Origin of the sequence: Lichenicola sp., from assembly GCF_965198575.1 — a bacterium.
Taxonomy (GTDB): domain Bacteria; phylum Pseudomonadota; class Alphaproteobacteria; order Acetobacterales; family Acetobacteraceae; genus Lichenicola.
In genome coordinates, this window is record NZ_OZ240671.1 from 2907925 (window position 1) to 2922992 (window position 15068).

General features: G+C 68.4%; 9 protein-coding genes. 6 read left to right on the forward strand and 3 right to left on the reverse strand.

Annotated elements, in window-relative coordinates; genetic code table 11:
* Positions 1 to 117: 117 nt before the first annotated feature.
* The gene (locus ACOEQ2_RS13215) at positions 118 to 1416 is read right to left on the reverse strand and encodes a hypothetical protein (RefSeq protein ID WP_419728437.1); all 1299 of its coding nucleotides are present in this window, start codon (positions 1414 to 1416) and stop codon (positions 118 to 120) included.
* A 310-nt stretch (positions 1417 to 1726) separates the two neighbouring features.
* Here ACOEQ2_RS13215 and ACOEQ2_RS13220 point away from each other — a divergent pair, with 310 nt between their 5' ends.
* Both ACOEQ2_RS13220 and ACOEQ2_RS13225 read left to right on the forward strand, forming a co-directional pair.
* Positions 1727 to 2677 (forward strand): chromosomal replication initiator DnaA, encoded by a 951-nt coding sequence (locus ACOEQ2_RS13220; protein WP_419728438.1) that lies wholly within the window; start codon positions 1727 to 1729, stop codon positions 2675 to 2677.
* Positions 2678 to 3085: 408 nt separating this feature from the next.
* Positions 3086 to 4132, forward strand: coding sequence for a heme-binding protein (locus ACOEQ2_RS13225; protein WP_419728439.1), 1047 nt, complete (start codon positions 3086 to 3088; stop codon positions 4130 to 4132).
* Between the two features lie 88 nt (positions 4133 to 4220).
* Here the strand turns inward: ACOEQ2_RS13225 and ACOEQ2_RS13230 are convergent, their stop codons facing one another.
* Together ACOEQ2_RS13230 and ACOEQ2_RS13235 are read right to left on the reverse strand one after the other, a co-directional pair.
* Positions 4221 to 7550 (reverse strand): PAS domain S-box protein, encoded by a 3330-nt coding sequence (locus tag ACOEQ2_RS13230; RefSeq protein ID WP_419728440.1) that lies wholly within the window; start codon positions 7548 to 7550, stop codon positions 4221 to 4223.
* Between the two features lie 98 nt (positions 7551 to 7648).
* Positions 7649 to 9559 carry a gamma-glutamyltransferase family protein gene (locus ACOEQ2_RS13235; protein ID WP_419728441.1) on the reverse strand — a complete coding sequence of 637 codons (1911 nt, stop codon included), beginning with the start codon at positions 9557 to 9559 and terminating at the stop codon, positions 7649 to 7651.
* Between the two features lie 196 nt (positions 9560 to 9755).
* Here ACOEQ2_RS13235 and ACOEQ2_RS13240 point away from each other — a divergent pair, with 196 nt between their 5' ends.
* From ACOEQ2_RS13240 to ACOEQ2_RS13255, 4 genes are all read left to right on the forward strand, one after another.
* The gene (locus tag ACOEQ2_RS13240; protein ID WP_419728442.1) at positions 9756 to 12083 is read left to right on the forward strand and encodes an RNA degradosome polyphosphate kinase; all 2328 of its coding nucleotides are present in this window, start codon (positions 9756 to 9758) and stop codon (positions 12081 to 12083) included.
* Between the two features lie 5 nt (positions 12084 to 12088).
* Positions 12089 to 13630 carry a Ppx/GppA family phosphatase gene (locus ACOEQ2_RS13245; protein ID WP_419728443.1) on the forward strand — a complete coding sequence of 514 codons (1542 nt, stop codon included), beginning with the start codon at positions 12089 to 12091 and terminating at the stop codon, positions 13628 to 13630.
* Positions 13630 to 14406, forward strand: a complete 777-nt coding sequence (locus ACOEQ2_RS13250; RefSeq protein ID WP_419731223.1) for a CDP-diacylglycerol diphosphatase — start codon at positions 13630 to 13632, stop codon at positions 14404 to 14406. The genes ACOEQ2_RS13245 and ACOEQ2_RS13250 overlap by 1 nt, the downstream gene beginning before the upstream one ends.
* 156 nt (positions 14407 to 14562) lie before the next feature.
* Positions 14563 to 14991, forward strand: a complete 429-nt coding sequence (locus ACOEQ2_RS13255; protein WP_419728444.1) for a GFA family protein — start codon at positions 14563 to 14565, stop codon at positions 14989 to 14991.
* The last annotated feature ends 77 nt before the right edge of the window (positions 14992 to 15068 follow it).

Consider the following 15068-nt stretch of genomic DNA (forward strand, 5'->3'; position numbering starts at 1 on the left):
GGCGCTGTCGCGACGGCCCGACGATCGGACCATCCGCGCCGGAAACCGAATCGCCGGCGGCGCTGGCGCCCGTTTACGGCAGCCGGGCCCGTGAGAAAAGCGATCGGTGGGAACACGTCATGTCATGGTGAGCCGGTGGGCGATGGCCAGCCAGCCGGCGGGATCCTGGATGATGTCGCCGGCGACGTTCCGGGTGCTGGTCTGTACCAGGGCGTCCTCGAACAGCATGAAGACGAGTTCCGAGTTCGGTCCGGCCTGCCTGCCGCGCAGCGGGATCTGCGCCTCGATATCTGCCGGCGGCCGCAGCGGGAACTGCGCCAGGTGGCCCTGCTCCTCGTACGCCTTGAAGTGGATGTGCGAGGCCATCGCATTGATGTAGCCGCCGATCGTCAGGCTGCCGCCGAGCCGGATCGCGGTGGCTCCCGCCAGGATCGACAGGATCTGCTGGTTCTCGAAGCGGGGCAGCAGCGAATGCACGATCCGGAAGCCCAGCCGGCCCGCCTTCAGGCCGATCAGGCCGGTGATCCAGGTGTTCACGAGGTCCTGGTCATCCGCGCGCTGCATCGTGCTGAGGCGCCGCACCAGCATCCAGCTGGCGCGTGTCAGCGTGTAGAGCGCGCCCCCGGCGGCCGGCGCATGGATCAGCGAGTTGAAGGTCCAGCCGAGATCCTGGACGAAGTGTCCGCCGATCAGCGAGATCGTCGCCGACGTGGCATCGCCGACGCCGCGCGCGCTCGCCCGGCGCAGGTAGTCGACCGTCGCCCGATGATCCGCGGACATGTTGCCGTCACGCAACAACGGCCTCGCCTCGTAGTAGGTCTTGAGGAGGGGGTTCACCTCCTTCGCGGCTTCGTCCGGGTTGCGCGCCTTGTAGATCTTGTAGGCCTCGTAGGCGCCACCGGCGATCGGCGCGAAGGTCCACCAGGCAACCGGAACGTTCCGGCCGGCGAACGCGGATGCCAGGATTCCGGCGCCGAGCTCGAGCGCTGCATCCACCGACTTGAACGCATCGACCCGGCTACGCCATTCCCAGAGCGGCAGCCGTGGCGGCATGTCCGGCGCGGCGACGGACGAGCCGGTCGACCGGGCCGAGTAGAAACTCCCTGTCGGTGACGACGGACGCGACGAGACCGGTGACGACGGGCGCGACGAGGCCGGCGACGACGAGCGCGACGAGGCGGCCGAGCTGGCGGGGGACGGCGGCAACGGGACCTGCCGCGGCGATGGCGGCCGTGAGGGTGGCGGTGATCCGGAGCGGGCGCTCTGGTAGTCCGACGCTGCGGAGCTGGAGGACGGACTTGCCGGCCGGCTGGAAAACACAGTGCCGTGCGGCAGGCCCGCATTGACCTGGGCCGCGATCTCGTCGAGCTCGGGCCAGGCTCCCGGCATCTGTGCGCCACCGAGTGACTGGCTCATCGTCCGCGTCCTCCGGGTCCGTGCGATCGGTCATCGGCTGGATCGGCATGCCCCATCCGATCGGCCAGTTCGCGGTTGCGGCCCGGCAACGGCCGCCGAGACTCCCTGCGTCGATCACGCATCGAACGGTCCCTTCCCTTGCACGCGACCATTCGGCCGCTTCTTGAACCTCGAGATTGCCACATGGGAAAAGTGCTGGGAACCTGCGGCACTTGCTGTGCTGCAGCATCCGGCGGCAGCGGATGCAGCCAGCCCCGCGCGCGTCCTGGTGCCAGCGCTACGCGCCTCCTGATGCCGGCGGGGGATCGAAGTGGCGCCGAAGCTGCGCTACATGCTCCTCGGTTCCGGGACGGCGCAGCACGCGGCGCGCGGCAGGGCGGGCAGGGGGCGCGTGCCGATGCGGCAGGACGGAGACGGTGCCGCAACCCCGCCCCCAGGCAAGTCCACCGTGCACTCCCTCCCACGGGAGCCCTCGCCGGACACCCTCCCGCGGCAACCCGCACTCGAGTCTCCCGCCAGGCAGCTGGCCCTGCCGTTCGCGCATCGCCCGCAGTTCGAGCGTGCCGACTTCCTGGCGGCCGGATCGAACCGGCATGCACTGGCCTGGCTGGCGCCGCGGGCTGATTCCGGCTGGCCGTCGCGTCGGCTGGCGCTATGGGGCGACGCCGGCAGCGGCAAGACGCATCTGCTGCATGTGTGGGCGCGCGAACATGAGGCACTGCTGCTCCCCGGCACCGCGCTGCGCGACCTGGCCGAGCTGTTCCAGTCGCCGAACCGGTGGGGCGGCATTGCGGTCGACGATGCCGATGCCAGCCTCGACGAGTCGCGTGCGGACGAGGCGGCGCTGCTGCACCTGCTCAACGCGGCGCACGAGACCGGCGTGCCGGTGCTGCTGACCGGCCGCACCCCGCCGGCGCGCTGGCCGGTCACGCTGCCGGACCTGGGCAGCCGGCTGCGTGCGATCCAGGCAGTCGGGCTCGGACATCCGGAGGACGAGCTGTTGCGGATCCTGCTGATGCGGCTCCTGGTCGAGCGTCAGCTGGCGGTCACCCGTCCGGTGGTCGACTGGCTGCTGCCCCGCCTGCCACGCACCGCCGGCGCCATGCGCGAGGCCGCCCGTCGACTGGACGAGACCGCCATGGCATTCGGTCGTCGCGTCACCCGCCCGCTCGCGGCCGCTGTGCTTGCCGGCATGCTGGCGGGACCCGCCGACGCGGAAACGCTCCCGGATGGCGAGCTGGGGACCGGCTCGCTGCTGTAGTGGGCGTGAGTTTCCGGCACGGCCGATCAGGTTCCGCCGCCGGAGCGGTCAGGTCAGGACACTACGAAACGTGTCTGACGATCCGCACGGTTGGAATGCGTGAACCGCTCATCAAACCATCCAGGTCGATACGGACGCATTTCCCGAATCCGGAAAGATGCAGGCCCTGCATGAGGGTTGAGCAGGTCGCAGACGTCGCATATCGGCGAAAAAGCGTTAAACCAGGACTTTTCGATCACGTAACCTTTTCACAACCGTTACCGTGCGAATAAGTTACGCTGTGTTTGTCAGGCGAGATGATGTGCGCGGGTTATTCCGACCGCTCCATCGTCCCGCCCTCGAAGCACATCGTTTGCCCTATCGTCACCAGGAGCAAAGTCCTTTCAATACGAAACCGGAGAGACGACCATGACAGTAGCATACATACCCTCGATCCGCAGGAGTGCCAGCTCCGAAGCTGTCGGAGACAAGCTCGGGTTCCTGAGAAACCTCCGTGGAACCTGGACCGGCGAAGGCTTCAATCTGGTTGCCCGGCCAGACCGCCAAGGTGAGTCACCTCTGTTTCTCGAGCTCAACCAGACGTTCGAGACGCTGAACTTCATCCCGATATCCTCTTCGATCCCGAACCGCGGCAATGTTGTCGATGATATCGAGTTGTTTGGGCTGACCTATCAGCAAAAGATAACCGACCTGGTCACCGGCGGCGCCCTGCACATCGAAGAAGGTATGTGGGTTCATGTGCCGACGCAGGACGTCGACGCCACGCAGAGCGTGTTCCGGCTCGGGACGGTTCCGCATGGGAACTCGCTGCTGGCGCAAGGCAGCGCGATCAGCCTCGATCCGTTCACCGGGAATCCGTTCAACCCCGACGCCATAACACCCTCGAACACGTCGCCCTTTGCAGTCGGTGCCACCATACCACTCCCCGGCACACTCTCGGGCTTCGCTCCCTACGACCTGTCGAACTTCACCCCTGCAGCAGTCAATTTCCGCACACCGGCCGGAGACATACCGGCTCGTCCGTTGCCGACCACGATCCTAGGTGTGCCGATGCAGGACATGGTCCTCGACCCGGTGAAGCTTCTGACCGCAGCGCTGTCAGACCAGGTGATCGAACACATGGTGGTCATCAATATCGCCACGGTGCCGAGCCTGCTTCAAGAGCAGCCCGAGGGCCAGCCACCGAAGGATATCCTGGCGGGGCTCAACACAGGCGGGAATATACTGAATATTCCATTTCTTCAAAGCAATGCGGCCGCAGAAACGATGTTCGCGACATTCTGGATCGAGAAGATCCAGGGACCGACCGAGGATACCGGCTTTCTGCAGCTGCAATACGTCCAGACCGTCTTTCTCAACTTCCCCGTTCTCACGGGGACAGGCGCACCAGGTGCGTCCCTGAGTTGGCCACACGTCTCCGTGGCGACGCTGCATAAGACCTTTGGCGGAGAGTAGCTCGGACGGCGCGAAGCATCTCGAAGACGGAGCCTGAAGCAGGGGCGCCGCGTTGCGGGCGGAGACGGCCGCCGCGGTTGCCGCCAGCCTAGATCACCGCCCCGGTGATCAGCTGCTCGATCCGGCCTGCCAGCGTGTCCATCAGGAACGGCTTGGTCAGCACATGCATGCCCGGGTCCAGCAGCCCGTCGCCGACCACCGCGGCTTCCGCGTAGCCGGTGATGAACAGCACCTTCAGCCCGGCCCGGATGGCCCGCCCGGCATCCGCCAGCTGGCGGCCGTTGATCCCGCCGGGAAGCCCGACATCGGTGACCAGCAGGTCGATCCGGGCGTCGGAGCGTAATACCCGCAGCCCGGCAGACCCATCCGCTGCCTCGATCGCGGTGTAGCCCAACTCCTCGAGGGTCTCCACGACCAGCATCCGGATCGCCGCCTCGTCATCCACCACCAGCACCGTCTCGCCTCGGCCGGCGCGTCCGACCCCCGCGGTCGTGTCATCATCGTGCGCGGTCCCGGCACGCCCGGTCGCCGCCTCCGGTGCAGCATCATCGCCGGGCTCCACGTGCCGGGGCAGGTACAGGCACATGGTGGTGCCCCGCCCAGGCTCGGAATGGATGCAGACCTGGCCGCCGGACTGGCGCGCGAAACCGTAGATCATCGACAGGCCGAGCCCGGTGCCGGCGCCCAGCGGCTTGGTGGTGAAGAACGGGTCGAACGCGCGGGCGATCACGTCGGGGGTCATGCCGGTGCCGGTATCGGCCACCGCCATCGAGAGATACGCGCCCGGCGCCATGTCGCGCTGGCGGGCGGTGGCCTCGTCCACCGAGGTGTTGGCGGTCTCGATGGTGATGCGGCCGCCATCCGGCATCGCATCGCGGGCGTTGATGCACAAATTCAGCAGCGCGTTCTCGAGCTGGTTCGGGTCGACCCGCGCGGTCCATAGCTCGGCGCCGGCCACCACCACGATCTCGATCGCCGGCCCGACCGTGCGCCGGATCAGCTCCTCCATGCCGGCGACCAGCCGGTGCAGGCTGGTGGGCTTCGGATCCAGCGTCTGCCGCCGCGAGAATGCCAGCAGCCGGTGGGTGAGGGCGGCGGCGCGCGTGGCCCCGCTCTGCGCGGCGGCGATGTAGCGCCCGACATCGCCCAGGCGCCCCTGCGCGATCCTGGTCTCGAGCAGCTCCAGGCTGCCGGTGATGCCGGTCAGCAGGTTGTTGAAGTCGTGCGCCAGGCCGCCGGTCAGCTGGCCCACCGCTTCCATCTTCTGGCTCTGGTGCAGCCGGTCCTCGGTGAGCCGGAGCGCCTCCGCCGCCGCCTTCTCCGCGGTGATGTCGCGGGCGACGCAGTAGAGCAGGCCGTCCTCCTGCGCCGCAGCCCAGGACAGCCAGCGATACTGCCCGTCGCGACCCCGGAAGCGGTTCTCGAACGCGAAGGTGCGGTGGCCCGCCGCCAGCCGGCTGACCTCGGTCCTGGTGGCGACATGGTCGTCCGGATGCTCCAGCCATTCCGAGCTGCGGCCGATGATGTCGGCATCGTCCCAGCCCAGCAGCGCGTTCCAGGCCGGATTGATGCTGGCCCAGCGACCCTGGCTGTCCGCCACCCCAAGCAGGTCCTGGCTCACCCGCCAGATCCGGTCGCGCTCGCGGGTGCGCTCCGCCACCTGGTGTTCCAGCATCGTCGCCAGGTCACGCAGGCGCTGCTCCGCCCGCCTGCGCTCGATCGCCGCCCGCGTGCGCTCCGCCACGTCGCGCACGAAGCCGAGCTCGTCGCCGGTCCATGCCCGTGGCGTCGCATGGTTGATGTAGAACAGAGCCACCAGCCGGCCCTGCTCGATCAGCGGCAGGTTCACCAGCGCCTGGATGCCGAGCGCCAGGAGTGCCGCCTGGGTATCCGCGGTGCGCGGATCGAGCGCGATGGCGTCGATGGCGACGGTCTCGCCGCGGCCCAGATCCTCGAAATAGCGACCGTAATGGCGCAGCAGGTGGGTTCCGGCGACGCTCGCCGTGCCGGGCGCGGTCCAGTCGCGTTCGATCACCACGGCATGCCCATGCGGATCGAGCGTGCCGTAGCCTGCCCGGTCGACGCCGAGCGCGCGGCCCATGATCTCGGCGGCGACGAACGCCATCCGCGCCGGATCCTCGAGCTCGCGCATGCGGTCGCCGAGCTCCAGCAAAGCAGCCCGGCGGGCATCGGCACGCCTGGTTTCGCGCAGGTCGCGGGTGACGGTGCCGTAGCCGGTGAGGGTGCCCTGCACGTCGCGCAGCGGAAAGATCGTGCACAGCACCGGGATCGCCTCGCCGGTCCGGGCCTGGCGGAACCGCAGCTCGCCCTCCCAGTGATGCCGCTCCTGCACCGTGGGCAGCACCAGCTCGGCCACGGCGGCCTGGTCGTCCGGAAGGACGACATCGAGCATGCCGAGCTCCGCCAGCGGGGTGTCGTCGTCCAGCCCGACCAGGTTGCGGCCGGCCGGGTTGACGAACAGCATCCGCCCCTCGGGGCTGGCGATGCCGATGAAGTCGGTGGACTGCTCGACCAGCCCGACCAGGTTGCCGATATCGGCATCCGCCTGCTTGCGCTCGGTGATGTCGCGCGACACCACAAGCAGCTTCTCCGGGCGCCCGTCCGCATCGAGGATCGGCGTGACCTGCACGTCCCACCAGCGCGGATTGCCGGCCATGGTGTTGGCCATGCCCTCGAAATGGCCGGCACCCCCCTGCCGTGCCGCCGCCAGCGCAGCGTTGGCAGCAGCGTTGCCGGCGCCCTGCCAGAAGCTCGGCCAGGGACAGCCGATGATCGCGCCGACATCCCCGACCTCCATCACCCGTTGCCCGGCATCGCTCATGAAGAGCAGCCTGGCATCGAGATCGAGCACCTTGATGCAGTCGGGCGAGGCCGCCAGGACGCGGTTCAGGAACTCCGCATCGGAATGCTGCCGGTCCAGGGCGAGACGCTGCGCGGTGCGATCGCGCAGGATCTTGAGGAAGCCGATATGCACGCCGTCCGGATCGCGCAACGGCATCATTTCGCCGTTGCCCCAGAAGCGGCGGCCATCCTGGCGCATGTGCCAGCGCTCGTCGGGGGCGTTCCCGTGTTGCAGCGACTGCATCATCTCCTGGTGCGGACCGCCGTCGGCGCGATCCTCCGGGGTGAAGATGCGCTCCACGCTGGTTCCCAGCATCTCCTGCTCGGACCAGCCGAACACCCGCTCGGCGCCGGTGTTCCAGTCGGTGATGAGCCCGGCACGATCGGTGGCGATGATGGCGAAATCGGTGGCGCTGGCCAGGATCGCCCGGTAGCGCGCCGCGTGGTCCGCCACCGGCGGGTCCGCCATCGGCGTGGCGGACGACGAGCCGGATGCCCTCGAGGTCAGCGACGGCCCGGAAGCGACGGAAAGATCGTGATCGGGAGACATGGTCATCCGATTAGCAACCGGCCATGCTCACGTCACGAGACAACCTGCCCGGGGACGCCCGCCGCGGGATCACGTTTCCGCCCGTGCGGGATCGGGTCGGCCTCTCAGTAGGCGAGCGCGCAGCCATCCGCGCGCATCTCGCTCGCCGCCGCCCAGACCCGGTCGGCGCCGTTCATGCGATGCTCGATGCACTCGTAACGGCCGTATCCGCCATCCGACGGCGCCAGCGTCCAGCCCAGTCCGGCCAGTGCAATGCGGGTCGCCACCGGAACCCCGCTCTCCAGCCGCAGGATCCCGGTGGGCGGCAGATGCGGCTGGTCCTCGCCCATGCTCTGCGACGAGCCCTCATGGTGCCAGCGCGGACTGTCGCCGGCGGCCTGGATGTCGAGGCCGTAATCGACCCGGTTCACGATGATCTGCTGCTGACCCATCGGCTGCATGTCGCCGCCCATCACCCCGAAGCTCATCCAGGGCTGCCCGCCCTTGGTCGCGAACCCCGGAATGATCGTCTGGAACGGCCGCTTGCCAGGCTGGTACAGGTTCGGATGGCCGTCCTGCAGCGAGAACAGCTGGCCGCGATCCTGGAACATGAAGCCGAGCCCGTCCGCCACCAGCCCCGACCCCATGCCGCGGAAGTTCGACTGGATCATCGAGATCATCATCCCGGAGCTGTCCGACATGGTGAAATAGGTGGTGTCGCCATGGCTCGGCGCGTCGCCCGGCCTGACGTCGGTGTTGATCCGGTCGGGCCGGATCAGCTTCACCCGCTCGGCGGCGTAATCCTTCGAGACCAGCCACTCGAACGGCACCTTGGAGACGTGCGGATCGGCGTAGTAGCGGGCGCGATCCTCGTAGGCGAGCCGCTTGGCCTCGATTTGCACCTGCAACGAGTCCGCCGACTGGAAGCCCATTTGGCGGAGGTCGAAATGCTCCAGCATGTTCAGCATCTGCAATGTCGCCGCACCCTGGGTGTTCTCGGCCATGCCGTACACCTCGACGCCGCGATAGCTGGTGACCAGCGGGTCGCTCCAGTCCGAATGGTGCCGGCGCAGGTCGTCGCGCGTCATCCAGCCGCCGATGCGCTTGAAGTAGCGCTCGATGGTGTCGGCGATCGGCCCGTCATAGAACGCGTCGCGGCCACCCTCGGCGATCATCGTGTAGGTGCGGGCAAGATCCGGATTGCGGAACACGTCGCCCTCGCGCGGCGGCTGGCCGTCCGGTGCGTAGGTGTGCAGCGCGTTGGCGGTCTCCTCGACGCCGGAGCCCGGCTTCACGAAAGCCGCCATGTTGCGGTGGATGTAATAGCCGATGATCTGCGGCACCGGCGCACCGTTGGTGGCGAGGGCGATCGCCGGCTGGAACAGCTCGCGCCAGGGCAGCCGGCCGTAGCGCTGGTGCAGCGTCCACCAGGCGTCCAGCGCGCCCGGTACCGACACGGTCACCGCACCCAGCGGCGGCAACGCACCGTTGCGGGCATGCGCGCGCACGGTCTCGAGGCTGAGCCCACGGGGGCTGGCGCCGGAGCCGGCGAGGCCGACCACCTTGGACAGCTTCGGGTCCCAGACCATCGCGTAGCAGTCGCCGCCGAGCCCGGAGCTGGTCGGCTCGAGGAAGCCCAGGCAGGCATTGGCGGCCACCGCGGCATCGATCGCCGAGCCACCGCGACGCAGGATCTCGATCGCCGTCTGGGTAGCGATCGGGTGCGCGGTGCCGGCCGCCCCGGACAGGCCCATCGCCGCCGACCGGCTGGCGAAGCTGGCGCCGGCCGGACGGTCGCCGGCATGCACGTCGGGGCGGTTGAAATGCTCGGTGCCGGGCGGCTGGAAGCCGGGCAGCTCGACCGGCGCCGGATGGGCAGCGCCGCCCTGGCCAGGCCCGTCGGTGGTCGCTCCGGACGGGGCACCGCCCTGGGTGGCGGGTGCGTTGCCGGCAGGTGCGGCGAAGGCCTGACCGGTGATCTGGATCGCCGGCAACGCGACCGCCGGCAGGGCGGCGATGAAGGATCTGCGACGCAAGACGGGTGCTCCGAGGTTCAGGCGGGACGGGACGGCCGACAGCAGGGGACGAGGCTGTCATGAGAATATCAACTGCCGATGGCTCCTGTGCACGCCTCATGCCGCGGGATGGCGGGGCGCTGCAGCCCGGCGGCGGCCTTCCCACCCCCCGGCGGACTGCCTACGATTACATCACCGTGAGCACAGGGGATCGCACGTGGACGAGTTGAAGCCGCCAGCGAAAGCGACAGCGACCGCGCGGGACAAGGCCAGGTCGCGCTCGCTGACCAACCGTACCGCGTCCCATCCGGGCACGCGTCCTGCCGCACGTCATCCATCGACCCGCGCGCACGCCACCCCCGCCCAGCCACCGACCGCCGACAGTCCCGATCGTTTCATCAATCGCGAGCTGTCCTGGCTGGACTTCAACCAGCGCGTCGTCGAGGAGGCCGACAACCAGCGCAACCCGTTGCTGGAGCGGCTGCGCTTCCTCTCGATCAGCGCAGGCAACCTCGACGAGTTCTACTCGGTGCGCGTGGCCGGCCTGGTCGGCCAGGTGCGCGAGGCGCTGACCACGCGCTCGCCCGACGGTCGCACGCCGACGCAGCAGCTGACGGCGGTGGAGGAGCGGTCGCGCAGCCTGCTCGGCGAGCAGCAGCGGATCTGGAAGGAACTGCGCGCGTCGCTGGGAGCGGCCGGGATCACCGTGCTCGACGCGGACGGCCTCGACGAGCAGGACCGCGCCTGGCTCGATACCTGCTTCATGGAGCGGATCTTTCCGGTGCTGACGCCGCTGGCGATCGACCCCGCGCATCCGTTCCCGTTCGTGCCCAACATGGGGCTGGGCCTGGTGCTGCGCCTGCTAGGCGACGAGAACGAGCGCAACGTCATGACCGGCCTGATCATGCTGCCGAACCAGGTCGATCGCTTCATCCGGCTGCCGTCACGCGCGGCCGACGACACGACGGCGGCGGAGATCTCGCCGGAGCCGGCACGGTTCATCATCCTCGAAGACCTGATCGTGATGTTCCTCGATCGGCTGTTCCCCGGCTTCCATATCGGCGGTGGCGGCGTGTTCCGGGTGATCCGCGACACCGACGTCGAGTTCGAGGAGGAGGCCGAGGATCTGGTTCGCTCCTACGAGACCGCATTGAAGCGTCGCCGGCGCGGCGTGGTGATCCATCTCGACATCGTCGGCGGCATGCCGGACGACCTCGCCGAACTGGTTGCCGACGAGTTCGACGTGCCGCTCGGCGAAGTCCAGGTGCATGACGGGCTGGTCGGCGTGGTCGACGTCAAGCAGATCATCGAGAGCGACCGCACCGACCTGCTGTTCCCGCCCTACGTGCCGCGTTTCCCCGAGCGCATCCGCGATTTCGGCGGCGACTGCTTTGCCGCGATCCGCGCCAAGGACATCATCGTCCACCATCCGTTCGAGAGTTTCGACGTGGTGGTGCAGTTCCTGCGTCAGGCCGCCCTCGATCCCGCAGTGGTCGCCATCAAGCAGACGCTGTATCGCACCTCGCGCGACAGCCCGATCGTGAAGGCGCTGATCGAGGCTGCGGAAAACGGCAAGTCGGTGACCGCGATGGTGGAGTTGCGGGCGCGCTTCGACGAGGAGGCGAATATCCGGCTGGCGCGCACTCTGGAGGCCGCGGGCGTGCAGGTGGTGTTCGGATTCGCCGAGTTGAAGACGCACGCCAAGCTCAGCCTGGTGGTGCGTCGCGAGGGCGGCAGCGTGCGCAGCTACGCGCATTTCGGCACCGGCAACTACCATCCGATCACCGCGCGGATCTACACCGACCTGAGTTTCTTCACCTGCGACACCGGGCTCGCACGCGACTCCGCACGCCTGTTCAACTACATGACCGGATATGCGAAACCCGCCGCGATGGACGCGATCGCCTTCAGTCCGCTGACCATACGCAGCACCCTGGTCGAGCTGATCGAGAGCGAGATCGCCTTCGCGCGCGAAAAGAAGCCTGCGCAGATCTGGCTCAAGATGAATTCGCTGGTCGATGCCGACCTGATCGACAAGCTCTACGAGGCCTCCGGCGCCGGCGTGCGCATCCTGATCGTGGTGCGTGGCATCTGCTGCCTGCGTCCGGGTGTCGCGGGCCTGTCCGAGAACATCCAGGTGAAGTCGATCGTCGGAAGGTTCCTGGAGCACAGCCGCATCTTCGTGTTCGGCAATGGCAGCCGGCTGCCGTCGCGTGAGGCGCTGGTGTATATCAGCAGCGCCGACTGGATGGCCCGCAACATGGACTGGCGGGTGGAAAGCATGGTGCCGATCCGCAATCCGACCGTGCACGCGCAGGTTCTCGACCAGATCATGGTGATGGACCTGAAGGACAACCTGCAATCCTGGCAGCTGTCCGAGAGCGGCCAGTGGCGCCGTCTCGATTCCAGCATCAAGCCGTTCTCGGCGCATGAGTATTTCATGACCAATCCATCGCTGTCCGGCCGTGGCTCGGCGGGCAAGAACGCAGCACTCCCGGTCGTGCGACCACTGCCACGCCGCCCTGACCGGATCCTCGAGGATTGATGCCGATGCCGATGCCGACGCAGCCCTTCGCCGATCCCGCCGCCGCGCGCCCACCACGCGCCGCGGTCATCGATCTCGGCTCGAACTCGGTCCGGCTCGTGGTGTTCGAGGGCAAGGCGCGCAACCCGGTCACCATCTTCAACGAGAAGGCGGTGGTGCGGCTCGGTCGAGGCCTGGAGCAGACCGGCCGGCTGAACCCGGACGGCGTCGTGCAGGCGGTGGTGCTGATGCGGCGCTTCCACGCCGTGGCCCGCAGCATGGGTGCCGATCCGTTCGAGGTGCTGGCGACCGCCGCGGTGCGCGACGCCAGCAACGGTCCGGATTTCGTGGACGAGCTGCGCCGGATCATGCCGGGGGTGCCGATCCGCATCCTGTCGGGCGAGGAGGAGGCGGATTATTCCGCGACCGGCGTTCTCTGCGGCCTGCCCGAGGCGGACGGGGTGGTGGCCGATATCGGCGGCGGCTCGCTCGAGCTGGTCAGGCTCGCCGACGGCACCAAGCAGCAGGCGCAGACCCTGAAGCTGGGCGTGATCCGGCTCAACGACCGCGCCGAAGGCGACCTGGAGCGGGCACGCACGCTGGTCGAGCAGGACCTGATGAGCGTCGACTGGCTGAAGCAGGGCACCGGCCGCACGCTGTATCTGGTCGGCGGCGCGTTCCGTGCGCTGGCCAGGCTGCAGATCGCGCGCACCTTCTATCCGCTGAACATCGTCCATCAATACGAGCTGCGCGAGGACGAGGCGCGCGAGATGACCGGCTGGGTGATCGGTGCCAGCCGCCGCACGCTCGAGCGTCTGCCCGGCGCGCCCCGCAAGCGGCTCGAGGACCTGCCCTGGGCCGCCATCGTGCTGCGCCGGCTGCTGCGTCGGGCGGCCCCGGCACGGGTGGTGTTCTGCGTCGACGGTCTGCGCGAGGGCTGGTTCATGCGCCACGTCGCCCCCGAGGCGATGAGCCAGGAGCCGATGGAGGCGGCGGCGCGCGACATGGCCGCCACACTCGGCCGCAATGCGCTGCTGCCGCCGGCCCTGATCGCCTGGACGCAGGCGCTGGTGCAGTACGGGCTGCCGTCGGATGGCGGCCCCAGCTCAGAGACCGCCCGGCAGAAACGCCTGCGCGTATGTGCCTGCTGGATGTCGGATAGCGGCGCCTTCGATCATCCGGAATACCGCGCCGAGCAGACCTTCCTGCGCGTGCTGCGCCAGCCCGGGATGGCGTTCGACCACCCGACGCGCGCCTATCTCGCCCTCACCCTGGCGATGCGCTACGAGGCCGAACTCGACCAGCCGTTCCTGCAATCCGCGCGTCGCCTGCTCGACGATGACAGTTTTCGCCGCGCCGAGATCCTCGGGCTGGCGTTGCGGCTGGCGTACACACTGTGCGCCGGCGTGCCCGAACTGCTCGAGGGCACCAGCCTGGTGCCGCAATCCGGCAGGCTGGTGCTGCGGCTGGCCCCCGATCGCGGCGACTTCACCGGGGAAAGCGTTAGTCGCCGGCTCGAGCGGTTGGCGCAGGCGATCGGGCTGCAACCGGAGATCGCCACCGCGTGATGCGCTCCGGTGTCCTGCTGGCAGGCGTGCTGCTGGCGGTCGCGCTGCCGCCGCACCGGGCCTGGTGCCGCGATCCGGACGCGCTGTGGAAGATCGTGCACGGGCGTTGCGTCCCCGACATGCAGGCGAACCACACCCCGGCACCCTGTGTCGGTGTCGACCCTGCCGGTTCGGCGGTGCTCAAGGACATCAAGGGCGCGTCGCAATACCTGCTGATCCCGACTGCCAGGATCACCGGCATCGAGGCGCCGGAAATCCTGGCACCCGGCGTCCCGAACTATTTCGCGCGCGCCTGGAGTGTGACGTCGCTGGTCGATGAGCGCGTGCATCGCCGGCTGCCACGCGAGGATTTCGCGCTGGCGATCAACTCGATGGACGGACGCAGCCAGAACCAGCTGCATATCCATGTCGATTGCATCCGCCCCGACATCCACCTGGCCCTCGACCAGGCGCTGCCCGGCATCGGCACCCATTGGCAGACGCTGCCGATGCCGCTTGCCTCGCACCGTTACCGGGCGATCTGGCTACCCGGCGCCGAACTGGGCGATACCGATCCGTTCCAGGTTCTGGCACGCTCCTTGGCCGATCCGGCGCACGAAATGGGTCGTCATACGCTGGTGCTGGTCGGCGCCGATCGACAGGGCACGCCCGGTTTCATCCTGCTCGACGGCCAGGCCGATGCAACCACCGGCATCATCGGCTCCGCCCTTGGGCTCGCACCCGGCTCCGGCGAGGAGCTCGAGGACCATGCCTGCCGGATCGCCGCTGCGCCCTAGAGCATCATCCGATCGACCTTGCTTATCGATCGGATAAAGATGCTCGCCACAACAGTGAACTAGAGTTTCTTCCGATCCCTTCCGATCGGAAAAAGCTCTAGAACGAGCAGGATGGTGACGATCCGCGCATGAACCGGAACAGGAGACACGAACATCATGGCGGACGAGACGAACATCCGGACCGGCCGGTGCCATTGCGGCGCCGTGCATTTCGAAGCGACGCTCAGCGACGGCTTCAACACGATCCGCCGCTGCACCTGTTCCTACTGCCGGATGCGTGGCGCCGTGGTCGTCATGGCGGGCGCCGGCGGGATCAGGATCCTGCAGGGCGAGGACATGCTGACCAGCTACCGCTTCCACACCGAAAGCGTGCAGCATTTCTTCTGTTCCCGTTGCGGCATCTACACGCATCACCAGCGGCGGTCCGACCAGAGCCAGTACGGCGTGAACGTCGCCTGCCTGGACGGGGTGAGCCCGTTCGATTTCCCCGAGGTGCCTGTCGCGGACGGCGTCAACCATCCGAACGACACCGGCATGGCGGCACGCCAGGCGGGCACCCTCCGCTTCATCCCGGCCGACCCGTGATCTCCCCCCCCCCCGCAGCATCACCGCCGCCGACTCATGCGCCTGCTCCATGGCCGCCCGGATCATGATGGCCGGCG

Bases quoted from the DNA above. Each gene is read 5' to 3' on its own strand.
- ACOEQ2_RS13215 (WP_419728437.1), bottom strand. From the start codon at position 1,416: ATGAGCCAGTCACTCGGTGGCGCACAGATGCCGGGAGCCTGGCCCGAG.
- ACOEQ2_RS13225 (WP_419728439.1), top strand. From the start codon at position 3,086: ATGACAGTAGCATACATACCCTCGATCCGCAGGAGTGCCAGCTCCGAA.
- ACOEQ2_RS13230 (WP_419728440.1), bottom strand. From the start codon at position 7,550: ATGACCATGTCTCCCGATCACGATCTTTCCGTCGCTTCCGGGCCGTCG.
- ACOEQ2_RS13245 (WP_419728443.1), top strand. From the start codon at position 12,089: ATGCCGATGCCGACGCAGCCCTTCGCCGATCCCGCCGCCGCGCGCCCA.
- ACOEQ2_RS13250 (WP_419731223.1), top strand. From the start codon at position 13,630: ATGCGCTCCGGTGTCCTGCTGGCAGGCGTGCTGCTGGCGGTCGCGCTG.
- ACOEQ2_RS13255 (WP_419728444.1), top strand. From the start codon at position 14,563: ATGGCGGACGAGACGAACATCCGGACCGGCCGGTGCCATTGCGGCGCC.